23 protein-coding genes are annotated in these 24,128 nt (G+C 58.2%); 10 read left to right on the forward strand and 13 right to left on the reverse strand.

The genetic code is table 11. The annotated features are described in order from the left end of the window. Positions 1–37: 37 nt before the first annotated feature. From RS897_RS36300 to RS897_RS36340, 9 genes are all read left to right on the forward strand, one after another. Positions 38–1,300, forward strand: coding sequence for an MFS transporter (locus tag RS897_RS36300; RefSeq protein WP_315838859.1), 1,263 nt, complete (start codon positions 38–40; stop codon positions 1,298–1,300). 123 nt (positions 1,301–1,423) lie between these two features. Further along, on the forward strand, positions 1,424–1,711 hold the full coding sequence (locus RS897_RS36305) for an acyl carrier protein (protein WP_315833471.1): 288 nt from the start codon (positions 1,424–1,426) through the stop codon (positions 1,709–1,711). 551 nt (positions 1,712–2,262) lie between these two features. Further along, entirely contained in the window at positions 2,263–3,750 is a 1,488-nt protein-coding gene (locus RS897_RS36310; protein ID WP_315833472.1) for a hypothetical protein, read from the forward strand. A 331-nt stretch (positions 3,751–4,081) separates the two neighbouring features. Then, positions 4,082–5,071 (forward strand): aldo/keto reductase, encoded by a 990-nt coding sequence (locus tag RS897_RS36315; protein WP_315833473.1) that lies wholly within the window; start codon positions 4,082–4,084, stop codon positions 5,069–5,071. A gap of 64 nt (positions 5,072–5,135) precedes the next feature. Then, positions 5,136–5,708, forward strand: a complete 573-nt coding sequence (locus RS897_RS36320) for an LOG family protein (RefSeq protein WP_315833474.1) — start codon at positions 5,136–5,138, stop codon at positions 5,706–5,708. 393 nt (positions 5,709–6,101) lie between these two features. Next, positions 6,102–6,851 carry a S66 peptidase family protein gene (locus RS897_RS36325; protein ID WP_315833475.1) on the forward strand — a complete coding sequence of 250 codons (750 nt, stop codon included), beginning with the start codon at positions 6,102–6,104 and terminating at the stop codon, positions 6,849–6,851. After that, entirely contained in the window at positions 6,848–7,945 is a 1,098-nt protein-coding gene (locus RS897_RS36330; protein WP_315833476.1) for an LD-carboxypeptidase, read from the forward strand. Before RS897_RS36325 ends, RS897_RS36330 begins: the two co-directional genes overlap by 4 nt. A 7-nt stretch (positions 7,946–7,952) precedes the next feature. Beyond that, positions 7,953–9,704 (forward strand): fatty acyl-AMP ligase, encoded by a 1,752-nt coding sequence (locus RS897_RS36335; protein ID WP_315833477.1) that lies wholly within the window; start codon positions 7,953–7,955, stop codon positions 9,702–9,704. Between the two features lie 33 nt (positions 9,705–9,737). Then, positions 9,738–10,931, forward strand: a complete 1,194-nt coding sequence (locus RS897_RS36340) for a cytochrome P450 (protein ID WP_315833478.1) — start codon at positions 9,738–9,740, stop codon at positions 10,929–10,931. A gap of 34 nt (positions 10,932–10,965) precedes the next feature. Here RS897_RS36340 and RS897_RS36345 read toward each other — a convergent pair whose 3' ends face one another. Further along, a complete protein-coding gene (locus tag RS897_RS36345; RefSeq protein WP_315833479.1) occupies positions 10,966–11,361 on the reverse strand; it encodes a GFA family protein in 396 nt (131 codons plus the stop codon). Between the two features lie 927 nt (positions 11,362–12,288). Between RS897_RS36345 and RS897_RS36350 the strand changes: the two genes are divergently transcribed. Continuing rightward, a protein-coding gene (locus RS897_RS36350) for an IS3 family transposase (RefSeq protein WP_315833480.1) occupies positions 12,289–13,478 on the forward strand; the annotation gives its coding sequence in 2 pieces (ribosomal slippage) (positions 12,289–12,538 and positions 12,538–13,478; 1,191 coding nt in all). A 77-nt stretch (positions 13,479–13,555) separates the two neighbouring features. Here the strand turns inward: RS897_RS36350 and RS897_RS36355 are convergent. From RS897_RS36355 to RS897_RS36410, 12 genes are all read right to left on the reverse strand, one after another. Continuing rightward, positions 13,556–14,446, reverse strand: a complete 891-nt coding sequence (locus tag RS897_RS36355; RefSeq protein ID WP_315833481.1) for an AbiTii domain-containing protein — start codon at positions 14,444–14,446, stop codon at positions 13,556–13,558. A 17-nt stretch (positions 14,447–14,463) separates the two neighbouring features. Beyond that, on the reverse strand, positions 14,464–14,730 hold the full coding sequence (locus tag RS897_RS36360) for a DUF3892 domain-containing protein (RefSeq protein ID WP_315833482.1): 267 nt from the start codon (positions 14,728–14,730) through the stop codon (positions 14,464–14,466). Between the two features lie 247 nt (positions 14,731–14,977). Then, on the reverse strand, positions 14,978–15,196 hold the full coding sequence (locus RS897_RS36365; RefSeq protein WP_315833483.1) for a helix-turn-helix domain-containing protein: 219 nt from the start codon (positions 15,194–15,196) through the stop codon (positions 14,978–14,980). 475 nt (positions 15,197–15,671) lie between these two features. Further along, positions 15,672–15,893: a DUF2274 domain-containing protein gene (locus tag RS897_RS36370; protein WP_315833484.1), complete on the reverse strand. Its 222-nt coding sequence runs from the start codon at positions 15,891–15,893 to the stop codon at positions 15,672–15,674. Between the two features lie 4 nt (positions 15,894–15,897). Continuing rightward, complete coding sequence (locus tag RS897_RS36375) at positions 15,898–17,169, reverse strand: TraB/TrbI/VirB10 family type IV secretion system protein (RefSeq protein ID WP_315833485.1); 1,272 nt, start codon at positions 17,167–17,169, stop codon at positions 15,898–15,900. Continuing rightward, a complete protein-coding gene (trbG, locus tag RS897_RS36380; protein WP_315833486.1) occupies positions 17,166–18,191 on the reverse strand; it encodes a P-type conjugative transfer protein TrbG in 1,026 nt (341 codons plus the stop codon). The genes RS897_RS36375 and trbG overlap by 4 nt, the downstream gene beginning before the upstream one ends. Next, entirely contained in the window at positions 18,188–18,889 is a 702-nt protein-coding gene (trbF, locus tag RS897_RS36385) for a conjugal transfer protein TrbF (RefSeq protein ID WP_315833487.1), read from the reverse strand. The genes trbG and trbF overlap by 4 nt, the downstream gene beginning before the upstream one ends. Before the next feature lie 3 nt (positions 18,890–18,892). Beyond that, positions 18,893–20,074 (reverse strand): P-type conjugative transfer protein TrbL, encoded by a 1,182-nt coding sequence (gene trbL / locus RS897_RS36390; RefSeq protein WP_315833488.1) that lies wholly within the window; start codon positions 20,072–20,074, stop codon positions 18,893–18,895. Positions 20,075–20,088: 14 nt separating this feature from the next. Further along, on the reverse strand, positions 20,089–20,841 hold the full coding sequence (trbJ, locus tag RS897_RS36395; RefSeq protein ID WP_315833489.1) for a P-type conjugative transfer protein TrbJ: 753 nt from the start codon (positions 20,839–20,841) through the stop codon (positions 20,089–20,091). 48 nt (positions 20,842–20,889) lie between these two features. Further along, positions 20,890–23,472 (reverse strand): conjugal transfer protein TrbE, encoded by a 2,583-nt coding sequence (gene trbE, locus RS897_RS36400; RefSeq protein WP_315833490.1) that lies wholly within the window; start codon positions 23,470–23,472, stop codon positions 20,890–20,892. Beyond that, on the reverse strand, positions 23,466–23,723 hold the full coding sequence (locus RS897_RS36405) for a VirB3 family type IV secretion system protein (RefSeq protein ID WP_315833491.1): 258 nt from the start codon (positions 23,721–23,723) through the stop codon (positions 23,466–23,468). Before RS897_RS36405 ends, trbE begins: the two co-directional genes overlap by 7 nt. Then, on the reverse strand, positions 23,723–24,007 hold the full coding sequence (locus RS897_RS36410; RefSeq protein WP_315838860.1) for a TrbC/VirB2 family type IV secretion system protein: 285 nt from the start codon (positions 24,005–24,007) through the stop codon (positions 23,723–23,725). The genes RS897_RS36405 and RS897_RS36410 overlap by 1 nt, the downstream gene beginning before the upstream one ends. Positions 24,008–24,128 lie beyond the last annotated feature (121 nt).

A 24,128-nucleotide genomic window follows, 5' to 3' on the forward strand; every position in this document is an offset into this window, starting at 1 on the left:
CTTCGATCGAGGGCTGGGAGCAGCTTAAGTGACTGATATGGCGCCATCGTCCCGCGGTGCACCGGCTGACGAATTCCGGCGTGGATGGCCAGTCGTGGCTGCCTGCTTTTGCGTTGCAACATTCGCCTGGGGTTTCGGCTTCTATGGTAAGTCTGTGTATGTCGGTGTCTTGCATGACGCGCGTGGCTGGCCACTTTCGTTGATTACGACGGCGACGACGATTTTTTATTTCGCGGGCGGTGTTGCACTCATCTACGTTCATCGCGTCATTAGAACCTTAGGACCTCAGTTCCTGCTCTTTTTGGGTATTGTGATCCTCGGTGTCGCGACCATCGGCTTCACCTGGTCGCAGTCTCCCTGGCAGCTTTTCGCCTGGAGCCTTCTCATGGCCGTCGGTTGGGCCTGCACGACTGTCACAGCGATTGCGATTACAATTTCGTACTGGTTTGACCGCCGCCGTGGGTTTGCCTTGAAGATGGCATTAAATGGCGCAAGCGCTGGCGGCTTTACGATAGCGCCGTTGATGGCCAGCGCCATTGATCGCTTTGGCCTCGAGAACGGAGTTGCGCTACTGGTCATTGCATGTCTCGTCCTCCTCGTCCCAACGATCTTCATCGGAATAAGGCGCAATCCGCCCTCGGCTGTTAGCGTTGTCGGGCCAGAGCAGGCTTCAGCAAAGCACGATGATCGTCCGGCTCTTCAGAATGAGGGAGAGGCATTCCGCAGCCTGCATTTCTGGTCGATTGCCCTGCCTTTCGCATTGTCACTTACGGCGCAAGTTGGCTTCATCATCAACCAAGTTGCTCTGTTGTTGCCCCATCTCGGCATCGACGGCGCTGGCATCGCGATCGCACTTACCGCAATCGCAGCAGTTGTGGGGCGGTCCGCCTTGGCTCCGTTTATCGACAGGCTGAACCAGCGACGCGCATCATCTATCGCTTTCGCTTGGCAGGCGGCGGGCCTCGCCGTGATAATAATCATGCCGGATAGTACGGCCGCTCTCTACATTGGTTGCATCATTGTTGGACTTTCCGTTGGAAATATTGTCTCTCTGCCGATACTTGTCATCCAGCACGAGTTTGCTCCCCGTTCGTTTGGTCTCGTCGTTGGCCTCAACTCTACTGTGATTACGCTGATCAGCGCCGCGGGACCGGCCCTCTTCGGTCTCGCGCATGATTTGAGTGGAACCTATGCGGCTTCGCTTTGCCTTTGCATTGGCCTACAAATGGCAAGTTGCCTTACAATTCTGTGCTCACCGCGGGCTGTTCGTAGTTCAGCGGCGGTAGCTGAAACCGGCTAGCCTACGCTCCAGATGTTCGCACTTTGAGCCCATGTCCTTTACGATGCGATGAATGGTAGGCCGCACTGCACCGCGAGAAATATGCAGACTGCTGATGGAGGATCTCATGAAAGGGACGCCCCAATGACGTCCGCGGACGTGGACCCGAACTCGGCGAAGCGGGTCAGACAGGTGACGGATGTCGAATTGGTCAAGGTTTGGGCAGAAACATTGCAGCTTGAGCACGTGGATATGGATGCAAATGTGTTCGAGCTTGGTGCGGATTCTCTCGCTATTGTGCAGGTATGTATGAAACTGCGCGAGATATTCGATCAAGAAATCCGCGTGTCGACATTATTTCGGTTCCCTACGATTCGTAGCCTTGCGGAGCATTTAAGGCAGCAGAGTGACCGACGCGCGTCGCGATATTAATCTACCGCGCTATCAGAGGCTCCAAGTGCGATTGAGCCTTGCTGATAACCCGTAGCGATGTTTTTGCGTCAACCACCCCCAGGAGAACGACGATAAGGTGGTGACGACAATCGACCTCGTCCAATGTGCGATCGCGGATCAAAATAACCATCCGTCGAGAATCGCGGATTGGACGAGCGCCGCGCGACGGCCGCCCCTCAAGTGGATTCACGCCGGCTTGCTCCAGTTCTTGCGTTGCCCAGCGGGATGTAGCGCGCATTTAAGGTGATCCATCAGACCTATCGAGCTGGACCGAGCGAACCCCAGTGTTGCGCCCGAGTCGACGCAGATCATCTGATGCTGCACAACAGCATGTCCATCCTTGTGTGTACGGAGAAGAATTCGCGTTCGTGCACGATCGAATGGATTGGCAGGCCCGCGCCGCGCTTGTTCTAATGGCCTCAAGCAAGGCTGAAACCAGCAAGTCAGTTAGAGTCAGATCGCCTAGAGCGCCTCGAAGTATTCCGATTGCATCCAAATGGGCTAGCCTGCCCTACTTTACGAGAGGTCATATGCCAGTTCCGAGCCGCCTCCAGTATCCCGCAGACATCGAGCCATTGGTAAATTTCATCGAGGAGACGCCGACAGAAGTGGTCGTTGAGCGTTTGTTGGAGAAGCTGCGTAACGGGCTTCCGCTCCAGACAGCATTAACGGCCTCGGCCCTGGCGGTGACTCGCTCCACCGATATGCCATCACAGCATCACGGCGGCCCTCTGCATTCGTTGGCGGGACTCTACGCGACCTCTAAGTTAGCTCATCGGCTCGACGGTGAGCGACGCTTCATCCCGGTGCTGCAACACGTAGTGCTTTCCAACAAAAATATCCGACACCCCGCGATGGGGCCATACCAGTTGCTCGAGTTCGAACCTCTTGATGCTGGCGGTGTCGAGGCTACCAAGTCCGCATTCCAGGCCGCCGTTGCGTGGGGCGACTACAACCATACAGATCATCTGTTTCTTTCACTCTGGAGCCAGATGCCAACCATAAAAGCCTTCGATCTCCTCATTAGCGTGGCGATTCGAAAGAATTTCCATGATGATCATTATTTCATCTTGCCGGGCCTCCTGTGGCGCGCGTTTGAAACAGGCGTAATCGACAAGAGATACTTACCGCTGCTGATGCGGCCGGTCGTGCGCTACGTGACACGGCATCCGATTGTTTCCGATGATACGATCGCCTCGCCAATGCCGGCAATAGACGCACTAATCGAAAAGCACGAACTTTTGACCCGTGTCCTGCGTCAGAAGACGGGGGACGATGAAACCCACGAAATCGGTCGCCTCGGCGAGGCCCTTGGCCGATGCGATGACTACGGCGATATTCCGCCGATGATCGCCGACGCGCTGGCTCGAGGATTGTCAATAGAGGGCGCTGGCGAGGCTCTCTCCATCGGTGCTTGCAGCCTATTCCTGCGCTCGCAGACCGGCAACCCAATGGACGTTCATCTTCACACCAGCGCAAATTTGCGACGCTACTTACTTGGTGTCGACGGTCTCAGCGTGAGCAACAAATTACTGCTGCTCTTAACCTGGCATACCGGACCAGAGATCCGTTTGACGCAGAGCCGAATGGATCCTGCGCAGCGGTCGACCCAGCCAACGGCCCCGTCCGAGCCTGGGCGCTCGCAGGCAGGCCTCCTGGACGCTATAATTCAGAGTATTCATGCTCAGCCGCCGACCGATTGGTCAAAGGTGGTAAGCCAAGACCTCATGCTAGCCGTACCGGAAGTCAAGACGACTGTTAACCTGACGCAATATTACGTCCAGCATGGCTACAATTCGGAGGCGCTTATCGGAAAGCTAGCTGAAATTGCGTGTCACGATGACTTTACGGAAACCCACGCCGTCAAGCACCATCAATCTATCGTCGAAGAGTTTCATACTACGCGCGAACCTTGGCGATGGATGCATTTGGTATGCGGCGCGAAAGCAGCAGCGATCTCTTTCGGCAAGAGCACGGCCGTCTACGAGGAGTACCTGAAACTGGCGACGGCGGCTTAGCTGCCCCGCGAGCAAGCCACCCATCTCCCTCGCAAAATACTCAACTCGTCAGCAACGCCGGCGAATACTATCGGCGATTACGAACCAGCGCAACGGACCTGATCCGACCTGGCCCGTGCGAAGAAACGTTCTTGGCTTGACTTCATCAGAACGACAACACCGGGCCAACAGCAGCTCCAACGGTCGGATCCGAAGCATTCGACGAAGTAGCTCGAGCATTTGTTTTTCGTATCAGCCGGCCTGCCGACGTTGCCGTGCGCTTGAGGAGAACTGTCAATCCAATCAGCTTGCAGCTCAGTTCGCAGCCCTGTTTTGTTTGGAGTAAGGCCTCATGATCCGGCGAAGATTGGGAAAGTCCGATCTCCATATCACACCCCTCGGCATCGGGACATGGGCGATGGGTGGTCCCATCAAGAACTGGGGTCGAGGTCCTCAGTCCGACCACGACTCGCTCGCTGCGATGGAACGAGCACTTGATATGGGCGTGAATTGGATCGACACCGCACCGGTCTACGGCATCGGTCATGCCGAAGAGCTTGTCGGTACCCTGCTCAAACGTAGGGCCGGCGGAACTAGGCCACTCATCTTCACAAAATGCGGAATACGCTGGGACAAGGACGAGAACTATACCTTAAGCCTCAGCGAGGCGTCACTGCGGCGCGAACTCGAGAAAAGCCTCCTAAGGCTCGGGGCGGAGGTCATTGATCTTTACCAGATCCATACTCCGTCTTATCCGCGGCGTTCACCGTACAAAGGTGGAATCGAAGAGGCGATGGTCGCTATGTCACGGTTCCGCGCGGAGGGCAAGGTCCGTGAAATCGGTATCTCAAATTGCGACGTGCCGCAAATCCAAGCCGCATTGTCGATCGCCGAGATCTCATGCCTGCAGCCACAATATTCGCTGCTGCAGCGCGAGGTTGAGCAGCAGGTGCTACCCTTCTGCGCCCAGAAAGGAATCGGCGTAATAGTCTATTCGCCCATGCACTCAGGACTGCTTAGCGGCACGACATCAAAAGAGAAGTTGGCAAGCTTGCCTGAGGATGATTGGCGGCGGCGCCAGCCTGACTTTCAGGAGCCGAAGCTGTCTGTAAATCTAGAGCAGGCCGAACGGGTGAAGCGGGTCGCGAGGCGATATGGCTGCACGGCCGCGGAGATCGCGGTAGCTTGGACGCTGCGTACAAATTCGGTCACAGGTGCAATTGTTGGTCTACGAAAACCTGAACAGGTGGACGCAGTGTTCGGGGCCGCGAGCCGCATCCTAAATAATAATGACATTGCTGAGATTGAGGGGGATCTGATTAGGTCGCATAATGACCGATGAGCCAGCACACCTATTTTGTCGCCCCGACGCCGGGCACAACGGTCGACGGACACAGGTGAGAATAATGTCTTACAATGCTTCGATAGCAGTGTTCTGCGGAGGAAGGCCCGGAGTTGACCCCTCCTTCTCGGTTGCGGCCGCCGAGCTCGGGCGAGGAATAGCAAAATTGGGCTTCCGCCTAGTATACGGGGGTGGTGGCGCTGGCATCATGGGTGCTCTTGCGGAGGCGGCCTTGATGGCCGGGGGCGATGTCGTAGGCGTGATCCCGGAATTCTTTATGATGCGCGAGTCGGTGAACAGGCGCTGTACAGAGTTGATCGTGACACCAAACATGCACCTGCGGAAACGCCGCATGTTTGACATCGCGGATGCCTTCGTCGCAATGCCAGGCGGGTTAGGCACTCTGGATGAGACGTTCGAAATGTTGACGTCGCGTCAGCTAGGTCTTCACGACAAACCAATTCTTATCTGCGACGTAGCAGGATCGGCAGCTCCTCTGCTTGATGCGATCAGCGATCTAACCCGCATGGGCTTTGTTGCGGCGCCGGAACGCCTTTTCGAGGCGTTCCCATCCATCGACGCACTGCTTACCCGACTTCCCGCCATTTGGCCCCAAGGGCTGTTGGAGGCGCCCTAATGCGAATCTTCGCGTAGGCGCTCAAACGCGGCCCCCATATACCAACTCCATTCAGAGCGTTAAGATACGAATCTCGAAGCATCCGGACGAACTTGCATATTTCCCGCTGAATCCGTTCCAAGAAGAAAGCACGCCTGTTAGCCCGATAGGAGTTAGCATATGGCAGAATGGCACCTGCTTCAGCTTGGGTCGGCAATGCCGGGACCATACGCAACGGCACTAGATAGAGCCGGTCGGATCTTATCTGAATTTGTGCCCACGCAGGTAATTCCCCCCTGTAGGGGCGGCCTCCTTCACCAAGCGGGGTCCGCGCGCGCGCGGGCGGCGCTCCTTACGCGGACCCTGTCCAGCGGCGCCGTTGCGGTACTTTCCGGCGGATGCGGCTTCAATGGCATGTCACTCGGCGATGCGATGCTCGCTGAAATCCTGCCGCATCTTCCGCAGGCTATGACGGGAACCATCGTTGGTGCAGCGGCGCATGCGCATGTATTGAGCGTACTAGCAACGCGTTTTCCAGGGCTGAGGGTCTTGGTTGGGACGCCAGTTGTGGAGACCATCGGTATGCCTGAGGATAGATCGTCAGCAGAAGCTGCAGCGCAGCAGTTGGTTAAGCTCTACCGAAATGGACCGCCGTTGCGCGAACTGCTCAAGAGAGCGCCGTGTGTTGCCTCCCACACCTGCAATACAAACGAATTAGAGTCGGGCGAGGCGCAGATTGTTCAAGCAGAGATACTCCGGGCGGGAAACGCCACCGGCGTGGCGATTGCGGGAAACATCTCCGCACTGAGCTTGCTTTCTGGCGGTCCCGACTGGCCCGAATCGACAGGCGCGATATTGTTTTTACAAAGCGCCGAAGCACGCCGACGAGATCTCGATCGGGCAATGAGCCGGCTCAAACTTCTCGGCGTTTTGGAACGTGCCGGCGCCATCATTGCTACGGTTCCGATTGCCGAAATTAGGACTCCGTTGGATCCATCACTCAGTAAGCTCTTTTCCGACGTCATGGAGGGCACGACATGCCCTGTCGTGATTAACGTGTTCGACGGACCCGGAGTTCAATCGTTGGAACTTGCGCTCGGCCGCCGCGCAATCATTGAAGTCCATCCAAGTCATGGGATCTTGAAATGGGAGGCAGATGGATGACGGCGAACTCGGTTTCACTCGAAGTGGCTGGTTCAGGCTTCGATCTTCGGCGCGCACCACACCTGTCGGTCGGAGATACCATCCGGGTTGTCTGTCCCGGATGGCCGGCGCTAGCACTTATGAGCGAAGCGCGACGCGAGCGCGCGGAAGCCGCGCTCAGGGCTTTGGGCCTCAAGGTTAGTTATGGTAAGAATGCATTCGCGCCTGTTGCACACGCCGCCGGCTCGGCGGCTGAACGCGCATCAGACATCAACGACGCTTTCAGAGATCCATCCGTCGCTGGCATCCTGTGCGCGATCGGCGGCGTTCATTCGCTCGATCTGCTGCCGCTGCTTGACTACGACTGCATCGCTAGTAATCCAAAAATTTTCATCAGTCATTCAAACAATGCATCTCTCAACCTCGCGATCCTCGCAAAGGCGCGGCTAATCTCCTTTCAACCGGTGTGCTTCACCAATCACTTTGGTGAATTTCCCGCACCAGCCCCAGAGACACTGCAGAACTTTCAAATCGCTTGCATGAGCTGTGATCCAATTTATTTGCGACCGGTTGGGACAAGGACTGATGCGCCGTTGCCGTTTCTATTCGACCCGAGCCATGATATGGCTGGCCGACCACGAAACCTGTCCGGCGGATGGCGTTGGCTCAGGCACGGTTGTGCGAGCGGCCCTCTTATCGGCGGCCTTCTTTCAACGCTTGTCGATGTAGCTGATACCGATTGGGCTCCATCTTTCGCGCGAGCAATTCTTTACTGGGACCTCACCCATTACAACGGCAATGTCGTGGCAGCGGATGCTTACCTTGCGGCGATGGCAAGACGAGGTATCCTTGCGCAGCTCTCAGGTATGATCGTCGGTTATCCGTGCCGGGTGCCTCGCCACGATTCGATGGCCTCACTCGATGAAATAGTTGTGAAATGGTGCGCTGAGTTTGACGGGCCTATACTTGTGGATGCCGACTGTGGTCACACCGATCCGACCTGGGTGCTTCCACTCGGATCAGATGGCCATCTCGATTCGCGCGCCGATGCGTTCTGGTGCGCCCCGGGCACAATGCCCACGTCCAGCCGGCCAGATCGCTCGCTCGCTAGGTAGCTGTTCAATGGACACGTTGACGGACATGATCGACTTTTACGCCGACACCTCCCCTGAGGCGCGAGCTCTCGTCTTTCTCAACAATGGCGAAGAAGTCGAGGCTTCGCTGACCTACCGCGAATTGCGGACGCGCTCTATGTTTTTAGCCTTGACTATGCGACGTTATGTTTCACGAAATTCACGAGCCGTATTGCTGTTCCCGCCCGGGCTAGACTTCATCGTGGCGTTCTTCGCGGCCCTTTACGCTGGTATTATTGCTGTTCCTCAGCCGCTGCAGCGACGCCACCTCAAAAAGCTGGAAGCCGTGATCTGGGATAGCGGCGCGTCCATGGTGATTGGACCAGAGTCAGCGCTAGCCCGGGTCCAACGAGAGTTGCAGATGCAGCGCCCAATGTATTGGATTCCCTATCCGGCGCCCCCCCCAACACAGGCTTCGGATGATGCTCTTGAGCCCCGCATGCGCTCCGACATTGCTTTGTTGCAATACACGTCGGGTACGACCGGCGGGTCGAAGGGAGTAATTCTGACGCACGGCAATATCATGGCCAATCAACGCCACATCAGCGACTGCTTCGGTCACCAAGCCGGTCTCGTTGGTGTCAGTTGGTTGCCTGCTTATCACGATATGGGCTTGATCGGTGGAATCCTGCAGCCGCTATTTAAGGGAGGAGTTGCCGTCCTGATGTCGCCTACCGCATTCTTGCAAAAGCCGGTGCGGTGGCTAGCTGCCATTTCCAGATTTGAAGCGCATTCTTCGGGCGCCCCGAACTTTGCTTACGATATATGTGTAGACCGCATTTCTCTGGAGCAGGAAGATTGTATCGATCTCCGTCACTGGCAGGTGGCCTTTGTAGGCGCAGAGTCCGTGCGATCCGAGACGCTCGAGCGCTTCGCGCAACGATTCGCCCGTCGAGGACTAAGCGGCGGCGCTCTTTACCCCTGCTATGGCCTAGCCGAGGCAACCCTTTTCGTGACCGGCGCGGAAAAAGGGCATGGGCCTACTATCAAATCGTTTGATTGGGGAAGCGTTTATGGGCTTCGCAATGAGACAAACGAGAGGGGGGAGCGACCGCTCAGATTGACCAGTTCAGGTCGTATCACCAGTCACGTCCATGTCACCATAATTGATCCGTCTTCTCGTTGTGTTCTTCCAGAACGTACGCTCGGGGAGATCAAGGTCGATGGCCCTAGCGTATCGCCTGGGTATTGGAGTGCAGATGCAGACAGCGGAAGAAACGCATATCCTCACATAGATGGGGCTCTACCTCGCACGGTTCTAACGAAGGATCTTGGTTTCGTCTGCGACGGAGAATTATTCGTAGTCGGACGCAGCGATGACGCCATCGTCTTTGACGGCCGCAATTTCTATCCGCAGGATTTCGAGGTAGCGTTGTCGGCGTTCGACGAACTATTAAACCAGAGCCGGGCTATCGTATTTGCCACCCTGTTGACTGGGCGTCCAGAACTGGTACTTGCCGTAGAGCTAAACGCTCATTGCAACTCTGAGCCTGCTCGGCTGAGCGACATCATCTTCGACGTTCGCCAAGCCTTTGCAGACGAAATGAACGTCATATTAAGCGGCGTTCAGGTGCTTCCCAAGGCAGCGCTGCCGATGACGTCCAGTGGCAAAGTTAAAAAGCTCGAGTATCGGCGGCTTTTCGAGATGAATGCCTGCAATCCGCTTGCAGAATGGGTCTCGCGTGGTTTGCGAAATAAACTTGATCAAGGCTCTGGAGTCAATGCGCCCGCGCATCCCTAATGACTATCGATGCGATTCCGGGCAGGAGCGAGGATGACTCTGTTCGATAGACATTTCTTGCATGATCCGTACCCAGAGTACGCACTTTTGCGCGACACAAAACCGGTAATGCAGCTAGGTTCGCTCAGCGGAAAGATTTGGTTCGTGACGCGATACGAGCATGTGCGGGAGGTACTCGAAAGCGACTCTTACGCTGAATACGACCTGCCAGCGATTATAGAGGCCAAGGTTGATCGCACGTCGGGCCGCGACAACGGTGAACTTGGCAAACGGCTTAGTAACTGGCTTTTCTTTATGTCACCTCCAAAGCATGCGATCATGAAGCGTTCTTTGGCTCCGCTTTATGCCTTGAGAAATCTTGATCTCGCGCGGAATGCGGTCTGGTCGTATGCGCGAAGAATAGTGTGCAAGAGCACGCTAGAAGGCCCATGTGACACGATCCGTCAACTAGCGTCGCCGCTGCCGGTGGTTGCTACATCCACTCTTCTAGGCATATCGATCAACGATCGTGAGCACATCGCAAATCTTGCGTCCCAAGTACTAAGAGTGTTTGAACCACTTCAGCGCATGAGCATCTATGAAAGCGTTCAGGGCGGCTTAAACGGCCTTGACGTCGCGTTGTCATCACTTTCTCACGCTGAGGAGAGCCTGCGTACACTGGCCCGCCGAGCGGAGGCTAGCGCTTCACTTGCCAACTTGCCATCCGACGAGCTGCGTGCACTAGTCATAATGTTATTCGCTGCTGGACAAGACACCATATCCGCATCAATCGGAAACGCTGTATTCACTCTTGCAGCATCTCCCGAGTACTTCCGTTGCCTTCGGAAACACCCTGACATCATACCAAATGCAGCGCGGGAGCTAATTCGATTCGATCCTCCAGTGCAAATTGTCGCTAGGGTGGCGAACAGCGATCAGGATCTGGGGGGGGCGTTCATACGAGTTGGCGAGCGTGTTTGCGTCGCACTCGGATCCGCCAATCGAGACGAGCGTCACGTTCCAGATGCAGGCACTTTGAATCTTGAACGCAGCGGCCTTGCTCACGTGTCGTTCGGACTTGCTAGGCACTACTGTCTCGGCGCGCAACTCGCTTTAACGGTCCTTGAGGCCTTTCTTACCGCCCTTGTAGAGTGCGCAAGCAGCATCCAGTTTGCCGGACCCTACCGCCGGCGCAGCAGCTACGTGTTCCGCGGGTTTGCAGAACTGCCAATTAAGTTTGCTCCATGAAACTGTCGACGTTGTCATTCAGCGCGCAACGGTATTATTCCTCCACATGGAGCCCATCTCCATGAACATACCAATCAGCTCGCGATGACCAATGAGCATGTTGCTCGGGAGCAGCGCCAAGCGGTTCATCGAATCCCCCTGCATGAACGATCGCCTCACGGCCGCTGCGTGTCAGATGCGGCATTGGGCTTCCGCAGTTCTTGCAGAACGCCGTTGCAAAGCTTCGGGCTTGCGGCAGGTCGAAACGCACAACAGACGCCTCCCCCCGAAGCCATCGAAACGCCGCCGTTTTGACAATTACCTCGCAAGAGTGAGCCGTCCCTGTTGCTTTCCGGCAACGCGAACAATGGCAGTTTAGGAAGCGATCAAATGGTCCATCAACCTCAAACGCCACCTCTCCACACAGGCAGCTTCCCCGAAATGTCGGCATTTTTGTCTCCTCTTCTGGTATTGTCCCCGCAACTCACTATCGAAGGCCGGCTCTTAAGGAAGCGGCGAAACTCTGCTCAAAGCCTTCCGATACTTCCGTGGATATCAGCCGCGTCATGCCCGACGAACCTGAGCCCAAAACTTCTGCGCAACGAACGCTTCAATGCCACTGAGCGAGCCCATGGACGCGAAGGATTCGAACCTTGGTGAAGCGCTTCACTTTCCCGACAATGCCGAAATTTCTATACGAATTTCAAGATGTTACGATTTTGGAACACTTTAGTGTTGGACGTTTGGTTGAACACTTTTGGCCTGCTCGTTGTGACGCAGACGCCCAGACCTACCTCTTGTTAGGCACCGTTACCTTCGTTGCTCTAGTTTGTTCGACTATTGCCTCCGGCTGCTTGCGGTCGGCGCGAATAGGATCCCACACCCCCAAATCGACAGATGACCTACCTCAACTGCCAGCCATTAAATTCGATCGTGCCGAGATGAGTAAGCCGCGTCTGAGAGACCAGCAGGCCGACGCCTGGACCCGTGGCGGACTCTGTCTCCGCCAAGCACCCCAATTCTTTCGGTTTTATCAAGCGGTTTCAATTACTTAATAAACGTCGCGTGTGACGCGTGTGCCGAATTGTGTGACGTTTTGTGTCACGTTCAGCCCATTTTTGAGCTCTCCCACACGCCGGTTTTCCACGGATTTCACAACCACAGAAGCGGACGCAGTACGCGCTGAAACGAGCAGTCAGCGCACATGATTCTCAACACCTTCATGCTTCGCAATTTGCGCGCACCGGCCTCCTCTCAGCACGTCAAGATCTGCGGTCCCGATCTATTCGACTTATCGTCAACTCGATCTGCGGTTGACCTTGCCCCCCGGGCTTAATCCAGTTTGAAGTTCGCTCTGGCCCATGACAAGGACCAGAGCATGAAGCGCAGCCGTTTTACGGAAGAGCAGATCATCGGGATTTTGAAGGAGCACGAGGCCGGCGTCTCGGTTGCGGATTTATGCCGCAAGCATGGCGTCAGTGACGCCAGCATCTACAAGTGGAAGGCGAGGTTTGGCGGGATGGAGGTCTCGGAGGCCAAGCGGCTGAGGATGCTGGAGGATGAGAACACGCGGCTGAAGCGGTTGCTGGCCGACGCCATGCTGGACAATGTGGCCCTGAAGGACCTTTTGGGAAAGAAGTGGTGACGCCCGCGGCCGAGCGGAAAGCTGTCGCCCATCTCGTGGATGCCCACGGAATGAGCGAACGGCGGGCGTGTAAAGCCATCGGCTGCTGCCGTATGACCATGAGATACCGTTCGACCCGAACGGACGATGCGGGCCTTCGCCAGCGCATGAAGGTGATCGCCCATGAACGCCGCCGCTTCGGCTATCGGCGCCTGCATGTCCTGCTCAAGCGGGAAGGCTATGCGATCAATCACAAGAAGCTGTTTCGGCTCTACCGGGAGGAGAGGCTTGCGGTGCGCCGCCGTGGCGGCCGCAAGCGGGCGATCGGGACCAGAGCACCGATGCTGGTGCCGATAGCGCCGAACGAACGCTGGTCGCTCGACTTCGTGTCGGATCAACTCACCGACGGCCGTCGCTTCCGCATCCTGACCGTCGTGGACGACTGCACGCGCGAATGCCTGGCGCTGGTGGCCGACACCTCACTCTCCGGCGTCCGTGTGGCGCGGGAACTGGACCGCCTGATAGTCGAGCGCGGCAAGCCGAAGATGGTGGTCAGCGATAATGGCAGCGAATTGACCAGCAACGCCATCCTGACCTGGGCTGACCAGAGCCGCGTCGCATGGCACTACATCGCGCCGGGCAAACCCATGCAGAATGCCTTCATTGAGAGCTTCAATGGGCGCCTGAGGGATGAATTGCTGAACGAGACGCTGTTCACGTCGCTTGCCCAGGCTCGCGTCATTCTCGAATGCTGGCGGGCCGACTACAACGACGCTCGACCACACTCGCAACTTGGATGGAGGACGCCTTCCGAGTTCGCCTTCACCTTCCACCCGCGCCGGGATCTGACGCTGCGCTATATCGATGGCTCCGCGCCAGCTCCCGTCGCTTCCACCGCCCACACGGGCAAACCCAACAGCCAGAGCGAACTCAGAGTTGGATAAATCTTGGGGGCAACGTCAGCACCTCAGCCGTGACAGGGAAGGCCGATCGATCAGGCGGTTCGCTACCCCTTCGCTTTTCAGCCTCCCAAGATCATTGTGATCATCGTAATTGCGCCAGACGCGATGAGACTACCAGCAGCGCCAGATAGCGCATTTCTTAGATCAGCCAACGCGCCTCGCGCAGCCTTCTGGTCCGGGGCTTCCGATTTCACCTGTTTCGCAAGCTCAGACAGGGATTCGTCCATAGCGCTACTATCGGCACCTGCCACCTTTAAGGCGGAGAGATGCGGCGTGATCTGTTTGATGAGCTCACTAAGATCGTTGACAGAAATTCCTGCCGCCGATATCTCGCCGGAAACATTGTTAGCTCCTAGATTTCCAACCATCGAGCCAATTGAGCCCACGTTAATTGTGGTGGATGCAACTTTTGCCAACTGCTTTTCCTCTCGATTGAAACTCATGCCCTCGCCGTTGATACCTGCTCGTTCTAATTTCAGCGCCCATTCTAAAACTAAATTTCTAACAGCATCGAGCAGTCCATGAATTTGGCTGATCGAAAGGTGGACGGCCATCGTACCGAAATTTATTCCCATTATTCTGTTGATTTCGATAATCGTTCCAGGCGCGATCGGAAATTGAACGAAACTATTCTGATTTCTCTGTATCAAAGCCTCCAAAGAAGCGACCGATTGTCGAACACTGCAAGACGAAAGCCCTTCATTGAGTTCTTGTTCGTCAAATATGATGGGAATCCATCCTCTAAAGGGGTTTAGAGCTTTTGGATGTCCTTTCAACTCTCTGTATTCTGGCGGCGCCTCATTGTAACCGCTGAGCTCTTGTTCAACCCATTTTTCCGTTGGAGCCAAGTTTAGTTTTGAGGCAGCCACTTTGACTTTGCGAAGAAGTGCAGACACCTGCACCTTAGGGTCAATCGCGTCACGTTGAATTTCATCAATCAAACCTGACATCGGTTACTCTCGCGTGATTACCGACACTCTGGCAAAGCCAACAGATTGTCGTTCCAATAGCCATCTGCGTAGGTCCGTAGGTACTTCCCGTTCGGACCATCAACGACGCCAATGTCGGCTCTCTTTCCGCCGACATACGTAAAGAACGTATGCGACCTAAGTTCAATCCATTCGACGACTTGCTGACGTGTCCACTTTCCGGTCGAATTTCCAAGATGAGTGATACCCTCATGCGGGTCGTTGCGCGGTTGCTTGTTGATGCAGGTGATCTGAACGTCTGACATCGCCTATTCTCCTATCCAACCGATTGGCTGGGCGGACATATATAGAACAAAATGTGGCGAATTGACTATACGTTCCGCAACTTACGCACGATTCCCACAGATGGTGAGCTATCGGCCGTTTCTAAATATTACAGGAACTGACACTCAACAGGCGCAACGGCAAAGAAAACTTTCGCCATTATTACAATTGCTTAGATAACACAACGGTTCGATGCGAACTTCTCGATCTACCCCCTGAACGCTCACTCTAAACACGACGCCTGCGACGAAACAGCTCTTCGGCGTCAACCCTAAGCGCTGCAGCTATCCGCTCGAGAACGGCCACGGAAGCATTTCTCTTTCCGGTCTCGACGCCGCTCAGGTAGGTCTGATGAACATTGGCAAGATGGGCAAGCTCCTCTTGGCTGAGCTTCTTTGCTCGGCGCAAGTCCTGAATGTTTTGTCCGACTCGGTCCTGCAAACGCATTCAGGCAAAGCAAAAGAACCGGTCGCTTTGGCCCATAGACTATGAGTCATAAAATCACTAACCTCTAATTGGCGATTTCCTGGTTTGAGCACAGTGACAGTGTATACCGCTTCACAAGTAGAGCCGTTTGCTGAGCGCTGCGGCGCGACGTACCGAATCGGATATCGGGGCACATCTGGGGGAGAAACAATTACGTCAGTGGAGGTTCCTCTCGAATTGCTTGAACAGACAATTGCGTCGAACAATTCATTGGAGCTTTCCATCTCATGTGACGGAAGCATCGTAGCTTGTCATACTTGCGCTCGACCGAGTGTTGTTCCACTGGACGAACTTGTGCAGATTTACCTAACCGCGGACAGCCTCAGGATGGAAGAAGCAACAATCATCGAATTGCAATCTTTTTCGGAGCGTCTTCAACGATCTGTCCTTGCAGTTAATCAAGCCATCGAATTTTTGAAAGCGACGCAGATCTGAATTATGAAGATGGATCACCTTTTGTCCGTGTTAGTCGCCGAAAATCCGCGTCGCCATCCATAAACGACTCAAGCATAAACGGCACGAGGTCCGCGACCTCCTCCCGGCTGCCATAAGTCTCAGCATAAAACTCCGCATAACCCTGCAACCGCGCCGCAAGCTGAGGCCGCACAACGATCGTGAACTTGACGGGAGCTCGGTCCGGCAGTTTGGACAGCTTCATGCTCTCACCTTGCTTTGGCGGCGGTCTGCACCGCGTCGTACGGCTTCAGCACCAGATCCTTTGAAACAATCACCCGCAGCGGCCAACCAGGCCGAACCGTGATCGTCGGCTGGACGTCCATCTCGCGCTCGACAAGTCGCTGTCCCGCCCGATTGGTGGTCTGCTGAACGCTCTCCCGTAGGGCCTTCACCAGATCACTTTCATCTGTCCCGAGCGAAAGCTGCGTCCCTACCCCCAGCAGCGTCGCCATCGCGATCCCCTTCAGCAATTGCCAGGTGTGCATATCAACCTCGTCCTCGAGGCCGGCATAACCCGCGACGTCGGTCGCCGGCAGGTTATCGATGACGATGGAATTTCCATCGGGCAGGATGAGCCGGGTCCAGATCACCAGCGCCCGCTTCTGACCATAAGCAACGACGCTATCGTATTTCCCGATCAGCCGCGTCCCCTGCGGGATCAGAAGATACTCGCCGGTGACGGTGTCGTAGACGTTCTCGGTCACCTGAGCGATCGTCGCACCTGGCAGATCCGAATTCAGGCCAGTGATCAGGCTCGCCGGGATGATCGACCCCGCCATCACCGAATATGGCGACGGCGCGGCCGCGAGGCTGTGCGGATTGGTGGTTTCCTTGTCCGGCTTGGTGCTGACAAACGCCAGCTTGCGCGCTTGCGACGACGGGATGATTTCGCTGGAGCGATCCGTCAGGCCCTGAGCGGCCTTGGCCGCGAGCTCAGCCGCCGATGGACCGCCGTCCGCCGAAGCCGGCCGGAACGGCGAGGCTTGAACTGTAGCCTTTTCCGCGGACGCCGGTTGCTTGCGTTGGCTCTGCTTCTCCGACAGGCGAACAAACAGGCCGGACTCCTTGGCCTGCTGATTGATCCGGCCCTGCCGAATCCGCTCCGCCCGCTCGGCATCCTCCTCCGGGTCCGCCCGGAATGGCGCCTCTGACGTCCCGACCTTCTTTTCGCTTTGGACGAAAGCGTGGCCAATATCTCCCGGCGACGGAGGCCCAAGCTTCGGCACGTCCTCATAGGATCTCGGAAGTTTGGACAGCCCTTCGGCGGTTTGCTTACGGTCCGTGTTGTAAAGCTCGGATCGATCACCCTGCTTGAAGATTTGGCCTGGACGGAGCGCCACAATCGCGGCGCCCGCGACCAATAGTGCGACAATCGAACAACCGAGCATTAACGCACGCCTGTTCAGCCTGCGAATTGCCCGCGGCCGGGCGCGCAACTCGAGCCGCTCCGGTTCGACCTTGCCAAAGTCGTCCGTCACGATCCGCCTCCGATGTTGAACAACTGCGAGACCGGCCGGGCGTCGGTGCGGATGATGCGAACGGTGCGCTGGGGGTTTTCTCCGAGGCGGAGCTCGGCAGCGCCAAACATCCGGTCGACGATGTAGTACGTGCCCCGCACCCGGTAATTGACCAGATTGGGTCTGCCGTCCGCCCCCGCCACGAACAGCGGCGGCGCCTCTCCCTGCGGCAGACCCGACGGCATCTGGATGTAGACCTTGCGACCGTCGTCGAAGGCGCGAAGCGGCCGCCACGGCGGGGCATCCCCCTCGATGCGGTAGCGGAAGTTCAGATTATCCAGCCGCACGCCACGATCGGCGACACGCTCCTCCGCTTCACGTGCGACAATGTTCTGCTTGTGCAAGGCGACCAGACTATCGCTGGGATAATTCCAGGATATCGAGGCCATGTAGGTCTGCTTGGTCGACACCAACTCGATGTGATAGGTGCGCCGATCCGTGAGAACTACGAGATTGGTCTGGATATCCGGCAGGGTTGGCTTGATCAGAATGTGGACACGCCGTGTGCCTCCCTGCCCGCTTGCGGTATCGCCAACCACCCAGCGCACCGTGTCGCCGGTCGAGACATCGATCAATTCCTCGCCGGCCTGCAGCGCGATGGTCGAGACTTTTTCCGGGCTCGCGTAAAGCCGATAGAGCGCCCCGTCTGTCCAGGGATAGACCTGAATCGCATTGAGATAGCCGGCACGCGATGGCTCGACCCGAGCCGCCTTGTTGGCCTTTGCGATAGCTTGTTCCGGAGGGAGTTTCTCCTCCTTGGCGATTTTCGGCGGCCACGGTTTGAGCTGCCCGGGCAACGGCAACACCTTGGGCACTTCCACGACTTCCACCGGCTTCGGGGGATCAGCCTCCGGACGCGCCTGCTCAAAGGTAAAGTCGTCGAGGGGGGCTTCCAGGTTGAACTTGGTCGCGCATCCGCCAAGCGACAAGGATAGTACGAGCACGCTCGCCGACGCTTTGCACTTCATGCCACAGGACATCATTTCGGGTCTCCGATCAGGTCGCGCGACCAGTTGAGGGAATGGACGTAGAGGCCGAGGGGATTCTTCCGCAGCGTCTCGGCCGTGATGGGGGATTTGAGGATGACGGTGACGACGCCCGTGAAACGCTCGGTCTTGGCCACCGCACCGTTCTCGTAGGTGCTTTCCTTCCAGCGGATCTCGAAACTGTCTCCGGAAGCGCGAACCACCGAGGTGACCTCGGCGGTGGCCGTCTTGGCACCGATCTTGGTGAAGGGATCGGCTTCACGGGCATATTCATTAAGCGCCTGGGCGCCGCGATCGGTCACAAAGTCATAGGCGTGCAGCCAGTTCGTGCGGACGATCACCGGGTCGATCGAGAGCGAACGAACATTTTCGATGAAGCGCGCAAGAAAGTGCGCGATCTGCGCGTCGGAAGGTTGGTAGGCCGTGGCCGCCGGACCGACTGCGCGCACCTCGCCGAGCCGGTCGACCTCGACAACATAGGGAACGACGCCCGAGCGTCCGATCTCGACCGCCAGTGTTCCTCCCAGCAGGCTCGAGAGCCCGATTGCCGCTAACGCGGCCAAGCGCCAGTTGCGGGCCTGGACGCGAGCCGAGCCCAATCGCTCGTCCCAGACCTGTGCCGCCTTCTGGTAGGGCGTCACCGGCTCCGGCATTTCGCCGTACCGAACCGAGGGACGTCGGAAAGGATGATCCATCGCTCAGTCCTCCCCCAGTTTCGGGCCCGAGGAGTGGCCGCCCTTGTCACCCTCCTTCAGGGTGTGACCAGCGACATGCAGCGCTTCCTTCACCTGCTGGCCGTGTTGCGGACCAGCTGCGGCCCGGGACGCTCCACCGCTCGACGTTGGGTTCGTCGCCGCGGCGCCAGCAGAGCCTGCCGGCGAACCTGCGGCAGCGCCGGCCCCCGCCGCAGACGCTCCTGCCGCCCCGCTCCCAGCGGACAAACCTGTCAGCGAGGCCGCGGCTCGCACCGCACCCATTCCGCCACCGGCCGCCGCCCGCAAACCACCCATCGCGAGGGCACCGCCGCCGATTCCAATTGCGGCCGCGCCAGCCACCGTCCCGGCTGCGGCGCCGGCGCCAAGTTGAGGAGCACCGGACACCAGACCCGCTGCAATGCCTGGAGCGAAGATCCCCAGCCCGAACAGCGAGAGCGCGGCGAGCAGCAGGCTCATGGCTGAAGCAACGTCGATCGGCCGGGTCAGCGTTGTCGCAAGCTGTCCGAAGATGGTCGAGCCGATGCCGACCACGATCGCCAACACCATGACCTTGACGCCGGACGCCACGACATTGCCCAGTGTCTTTTCAGCGAGGAAGGCGGTTTTGCCCCACAGCGCGAACGGCACCAGGATGAAGCTTGCCAGTGTCGTCAGCTTGAACTCGATCAAAGTGACGAACAGCTGAACGGCGAGCACGAAGAACGCCAGCACGATCAGGAGCCAGCAAATCAGCAGGATCAGGATCGTCGGCAGGTTGGTGAGGACGTCAAAACCCGAGAACTGGCCGGTTTCTTCCAGCAGCGGATGGGCCGCCAGGAAACCGGCGGAGGCGACAAACCCGGGCCGGGTCAGATCGGCCGCCGTCAGCGTCCCACCACCGGTCTTCAGCCCGATGCTGGAGAACGAGGTGAAGACGATGTCGGCAAGCGACTTGAAGTTGCCGATGATGAAGGCGAAGACACCGACATAGAGCACCTTCTTTGCCAGCGTCACGAACAGATGGTCATCAGCCCGCATGCTCCATGCGAGCCCGGCCAGGGTGATGTCGATTGCGATCAGCGTCGAGGCGAGGAAGGAAACGTCCCCACCGAGAATACCGAATCCGGAATCGATGTAGCGCGAGAATGTCTCAGTGAAGCGATCGATAACCGAGAGATCAGCCATGTGCCCTCCCTCCTCTACTTGCCGGCCGAATATGCGCGGCCATTGCCGATGAACCGGGTGAAGCGCTCTTGCGCGGCGGCGGCCGAAGATTGCTGCTCAACGGCCCGCAAGGCATCGGCGCGAGCCTGGGTGGCGATCAGTGCCTGGGTCTGCAGCGACTGCTTGATCTGGAGGGCGAGCAGCTCGTTGCTCGATTGAAGGGCCTGCAGAGATCCAGTGGCGCCGGAAGAGCCCGCCATCAGGGTCTTGAGCGTCTGACCGTCCTGCGTGAGGTTTGAGGCGATGGTCGCCTGGGTCAGAAGCGTTTGCCGGAACGCCTGATAGGTGTTGTCCCAACGGCTTGTGGCGTCCCGCACCATGCGATCCGAGGACACTGCGGCGCTGTATTGGCGCGGATAAAGCCGCTCAAAGTCGCTGGAGGTGTTCTGGATATCGAAGGTGATGCCCTTGGCCTGGGCAATCAGGCTGTTGATCTCGTTGATGTGGGACGTCAATTGGCCGACGACACTGCTCGGCAGGCTGGCCAGGTTCTTGGCCTGATTGATCAACATCTGGGCCTGGTTCTCGAGGGACCTGATTTGATTGTTGATCTGTTCGAGGGTCCGTGCGGCGGTCAGAACATTCTGGCTGTAGTTCGATGGATCGAACACGATCTGGGCGCCGAGCCGCCGCGATCCGTTCACGGCGATCACAAGGACGAGCAGGATGATGGCCACGATGGTCAACGGGTTACGCAAGGACACTTTGCTGATGAGTTTTCGAAGCATGGCGAGACTCCAAGTTTATGGGGAAGTCGGTTGGTTCGGGCGACGACATCAGGCGTCGCGGGTTCTCTCGAAAGCGGACAGCAGGTTGGCCGCCCATGGCAGCCCGCGTTCGATGAAGTAGCGTTCGAGAAATCGTCTCTCGCCAAAGCCGGCCAGGATCGCATCGATCTGTCGCTGATCGTCCGGTGAGGCGGCGGCCGCCAGCGCAAGCGCGACCGGCCCCAGGCCGAGCTCGAACATCCGATTGCCGGCGCGGGATTGCAGGTAGTAGTCGCGCTTTGGCGACGCTTCCGAGATCAGCCGGATCTGAGCCTCATTCAGACCGAAGCGGCCGTAGGTGTCCGACTGCGTCGGCTCCTGCGCACGCGGGTTCGGCAGGAAGATCCGGGTTGGGCAGGATTCAATGATCGCCGGCGCGATGTGGCTGTTGGCGATATCGGAAAGCGACTGCGTCGCGAACACGACTGCCACGTTGCGTTTGCGCAGCGTCTTCAGCCATTCGCGGATACGGCCGGCGAACAGCGGGTCGTCGAGGAACAGCCAGGCCTCATCAAGAACCAGAAGCGTCGGCCGGCCATCAAACCGCGCATCGAGCGCATGGAAGAGATAGGTGAGCACCGGCGCCACCAGCCCCGGCAGCGCCATCAGCTCGTCCATTTCGAAAGTGAGGACGTCGGCCCCCGACAGCCGATCGGCATCCGCATCCAGGAAGCGGCCGTACGGTCCTTCCAGGGTGTAGGGATGCAGAGCCTGCCGCAGGGCATCGCGGGCGAGCAACGCGACCAGCCCGGTCATCGTTCGCTCCTGCACTGGCGCCGAAGCAAGACTTCTCAGAGCGGACCAGATCGTCTCCTTAACCTCGGGTGTGATCGCGACCCGCTCGTGGGACAAGACCCCGCACAGCCAGTCAAGCGCCCAGAGCCGCGCGCCCTGGTCGTCGACATCCCGCAGCGGCTGAAACGACAACCCTCCCCTGACCCCGAGTTCGTACCAGGCGCCACGCAGCGCCAGTGTCATGACCCGGGCGGAGCGTCCCTTGTCGAAGACGATCAGCTGAGACTGTTCATACCGGCGGAACTGAAGTCCGAGCACCGCCAGCAGGACCGATTTGCCGGCGCCGGTCGGCCCGACAACCAGGGTGTGGCCAACGTCGCCTGCATAAAGCGAAAGCCGGAACGGGGTCGCACCTTTGGTTTTCGCGACAAGCAGCGGCGGTCCGTCGAGATGATCGCACCATTGCGGGCCGGCCCACACCGCCGACAGCGGGCACATGTGAGCCAGGTTGAGGGTGTGAACGATCGGTTGGCGGATGTTGGCATAGACCTGCCCCGGCAGGCTGCCGAGCCAGGCTTCCACCGCGTTGATGCTCTCACGGATGGTCGTGAACCCGCGATTATTGATTGCGCGTTCGACAAGACGAATTTTCTCGTCCGCACGATGGCTGTCCTCGTCAGACACCGTGACGGTGACCGTGATGTAGCCAAAGGCGACGAGATCGTCCCCGAGCTCCTGAAGGGCCGCGTCCGCATCGACCGCTTTGTTGTCCGCATCGGTGTCGAGCAAGGCAGCCTGCTCGTTGAACATCACCTCCTTGAGAATGGCGCCCAGCGACTTGCGCTTGGCGAACCACTGTCGTCGGTAGCGCGTCAGGGTCGCGGTCGCCTGGGTCCGGTCCAGTGGCAGGAAGCGTGATGTCCAGCGATAGGCAATCCCGAGGCGATTCAGATCGTCGAGCAGTCCCGGATAGGTGACAGCCGGAAAGCCCAGCACCGTGACCGTGCGCAGATGGCTGCGGCCGATCGCCGGCGAGAGCCCGCCTGTCAGCGGCTCGTCGCTGAGGAATGCGTCCAGATAAGCCGGAACGTCAGGCACCCGCACCGGATGACGCTTGGTGGAGATGCAGGCGTGCAGATAGGTGAGCGTGTCCTGGTCGTTGAGCGGCGCGATCTCCGGCAGCACCGACGCGAGCAGATCGATAGCGCGGTCTGTCTCCTGGATGAACCGGTCAAGTTGTTCCCGGTAAGGCGTCCTCGGTGTGGGGGTTGTCTCGTCCTCCGGCGGTTCGGTCGCATCCACCTCCTGCGGTGACAGACGCTCCGCCCCACCGGACGCGCGTGGCTGACGATTCCCCCAAGGGAGTCGCAAGTCGTCTTGCTCGGCTGCGCCACGGCTCGGAGTTTCCAGGAAGAAGCCCTCCAGACGCGAGACCCGCTCGGCCGGCGGCAGATAGGTCCATGTCAGGTAAGACAGGCTCTCGAAATGCTGCGCGAACGCAGTTGCCGGCTCATCTGTTGAACCATCGCCCTCGAAACTGGCGCGACGCTCCTCGTCAACCAGCCACGACACCGCGTCCGGGAACGTCGAACGCGGATAGTCCGAGGCCGGTATCCGAGTGGCATCGAACAACAGCGACCAACCGGATCCGAACCGTTTCAGGACGTTGTTGACCCGCGACACCGCGCTCATCAGCTCGGCCTCGGTGGCGCTGTCGAGGTCTGGTCCGCGATAACGCACCGTCCGCTGGAAACTGCCGTCCTTGTTCAGGACGACGCCGGGCGCGACGAGGCAAGCCCAGGGCAGCCAGTCCGCAAGATGATGGGCACTGGAGCGAAACTCGCGCAGGTTCAGCATGCGAGCCACCCCTTGTGCTTGGTGTGCCTGATAGCGACGTCGACAAAGGCGGGATCGCGTTTTGCAAGCCAGACCGCGAGTCCGTGTCCCGCAATCCACAGGATCAGGCCCGCGATCCACAGGCGCAGGCCAAGCGCCAGCACCGCGGACAGTGTCCCGATCAGAATGGCCGCCGCACGCGGCGCCCCACCGAGCAGGATTGGTTCGGTCAAAGACCGATGGAGAACAAGTTCGAAGCCGGGGCTGCGCATCAGATCAGCGCTCCCCCACCGAACGAAAAAAACGACAAGAAGAATGAGCTTGCAGCGAACGCGATCGACAGGCCGAACACCACCTGGACCATCTTTCGGAAGCCGCCCGACGTGTCGCCGAACGCGAGCGAGATGCCCGTGACCGTGATGATGATCACGGCCACGATTTTCGCGACGGGCCCCTGGACGGATTCCAAAATCCGTTGAAGCGGTGCTTCCCACGGCATCCCCGAGCCTGCGGCGGACGCGCTGGAGATCGGCAACAGCACCATCAGCGCCACCATCCCGGCATCGATAATGAAGGGGACGGCGATGTCGTAGGCTCTTTGAAATTTTGACAGCCGGAAGCGTTCCGGGAATCCCAGGTTCATGACGATCTCCAATGATGGTTCGATGGTTGGCTGG

It is taken from the genome of Bradyrhizobium prioriisuperbiae (genome assembly GCF_032397745.1).
Classification (GTDB): Bacteria; Pseudomonadota; Alphaproteobacteria; order Rhizobiales; family Xanthobacteraceae; genus Bradyrhizobium_A; species Bradyrhizobium_A prioriisuperbiae.

Coding starts and splice junctions, on each gene's coding strand:
- trbJ (WP_315833489.1), bottom strand. CDS start 20,841: ATGCTTCGAAAACTCATCAGCAAAGTGTCCTTGCGTAACCCGTTGACC.
- RS897_RS36345 (WP_315833479.1), bottom strand. CDS start 11,361: ATGCCGACATTTCGGGGAAGCTGCCTGTGTGGAGAGGTGGCGTTTGAG.
- RS897_RS36355 (WP_315833481.1), bottom strand. CDS start 14,446: ATGTCAGGTTTGATTGATGAAATTCAACGTGACGCGATTGACCCTAAG.
- trbF (WP_315833487.1), bottom strand. CDS start 18,889: ATGGATCATCCTTTCCGACGTCCCTCGGTTCGGTACGGCGAAATGCCG.
- RS897_RS36305 (WP_315833471.1), top strand. CDS start 1,424: ATGACGTCCGCGGACGTGGACCCGAACTCGGCGAAGCGGGTCAGACAG.
- trbG (WP_315833486.1), bottom strand. CDS start 18,191: ATGATGTCCTGTGGCATGAAGTGCAAAGCGTCGGCGAGCGTGCTCGTA.
- RS897_RS36300 (WP_315838859.1), top strand. CDS start 38: ATGGCGCCATCGTCCCGCGGTGCACCGGCTGACGAATTCCGGCGTGGA.
- trbL (WP_315833488.1), bottom strand. CDS start 20,074: ATGGCTGATCTCTCGGTTATCGATCGCTTCACTGAGACATTCTCGCGC.
- RS897_RS36410 (WP_315838860.1), bottom strand. CDS start 24,007: ATGGTGGCGCTGATGGTGCTGTTGCCGATCTCCAGCGCGTCCGCCGCA.
- RS897_RS36310 (WP_315833472.1), top strand. CDS start 2,263: ATGCCAGTTCCGAGCCGCCTCCAGTATCCCGCAGACATCGAGCCATTG.
- RS897_RS36320 (WP_315833474.1), top strand. CDS start 5,136: ATGTCTTACAATGCTTCGATAGCAGTGTTCTGCGGAGGAAGGCCCGGA.
- RS897_RS36315 (WP_315833473.1), top strand. CDS start 4,082: ATGATCCGGCGAAGATTGGGAAAGTCCGATCTCCATATCACACCCCTC.
- RS897_RS36325 (WP_315833475.1), top strand. CDS start 6,102: ATGTCACTCGGCGATGCGATGCTCGCTGAAATCCTGCCGCATCTTCCG.
- RS897_RS36340 (WP_315833478.1), top strand. CDS start 9,738: ATGACTCTGTTCGATAGACATTTCTTGCATGATCCGTACCCAGAGTAC.
- RS897_RS36405 (WP_315833491.1), bottom strand. CDS start 23,723: ATGCGCAGCCCCGGCTTCGAACTTGTTCTCCATCGGTCTTTGACCGAA.
- RS897_RS36330 (WP_315833476.1), top strand. CDS start 6,848: ATGACGGCGAACTCGGTTTCACTCGAAGTGGCTGGTTCAGGCTTCGAT.
- RS897_RS36370 (WP_315833484.1), bottom strand. CDS start 15,893: ATGAAGCTGTCCAAACTGCCGGACCGAGCTCCCGTCAAGTTCACGATC.
- RS897_RS36365 (WP_315833483.1), bottom strand. CDS start 15,196: ATGCGTTTGCAGGACCGAGTCGGACAAAACATTCAGGACTTGCGCCGA.
- RS897_RS36360 (WP_315833482.1), bottom strand. CDS start 14,730: ATGTCAGACGTTCAGATCACCTGCATCAACAAGCAACCGCGCAACGAC.
- RS897_RS36335 (WP_315833477.1), top strand. CDS start 7,953: ATGGACACGTTGACGGACATGATCGACTTTTACGCCGACACCTCCCCT.
- trbE (WP_315833490.1), bottom strand. CDS start 23,472: ATGCTGAACCTGCGCGAGTTTCGCTCCAGTGCCCATCATCTTGCGGAC.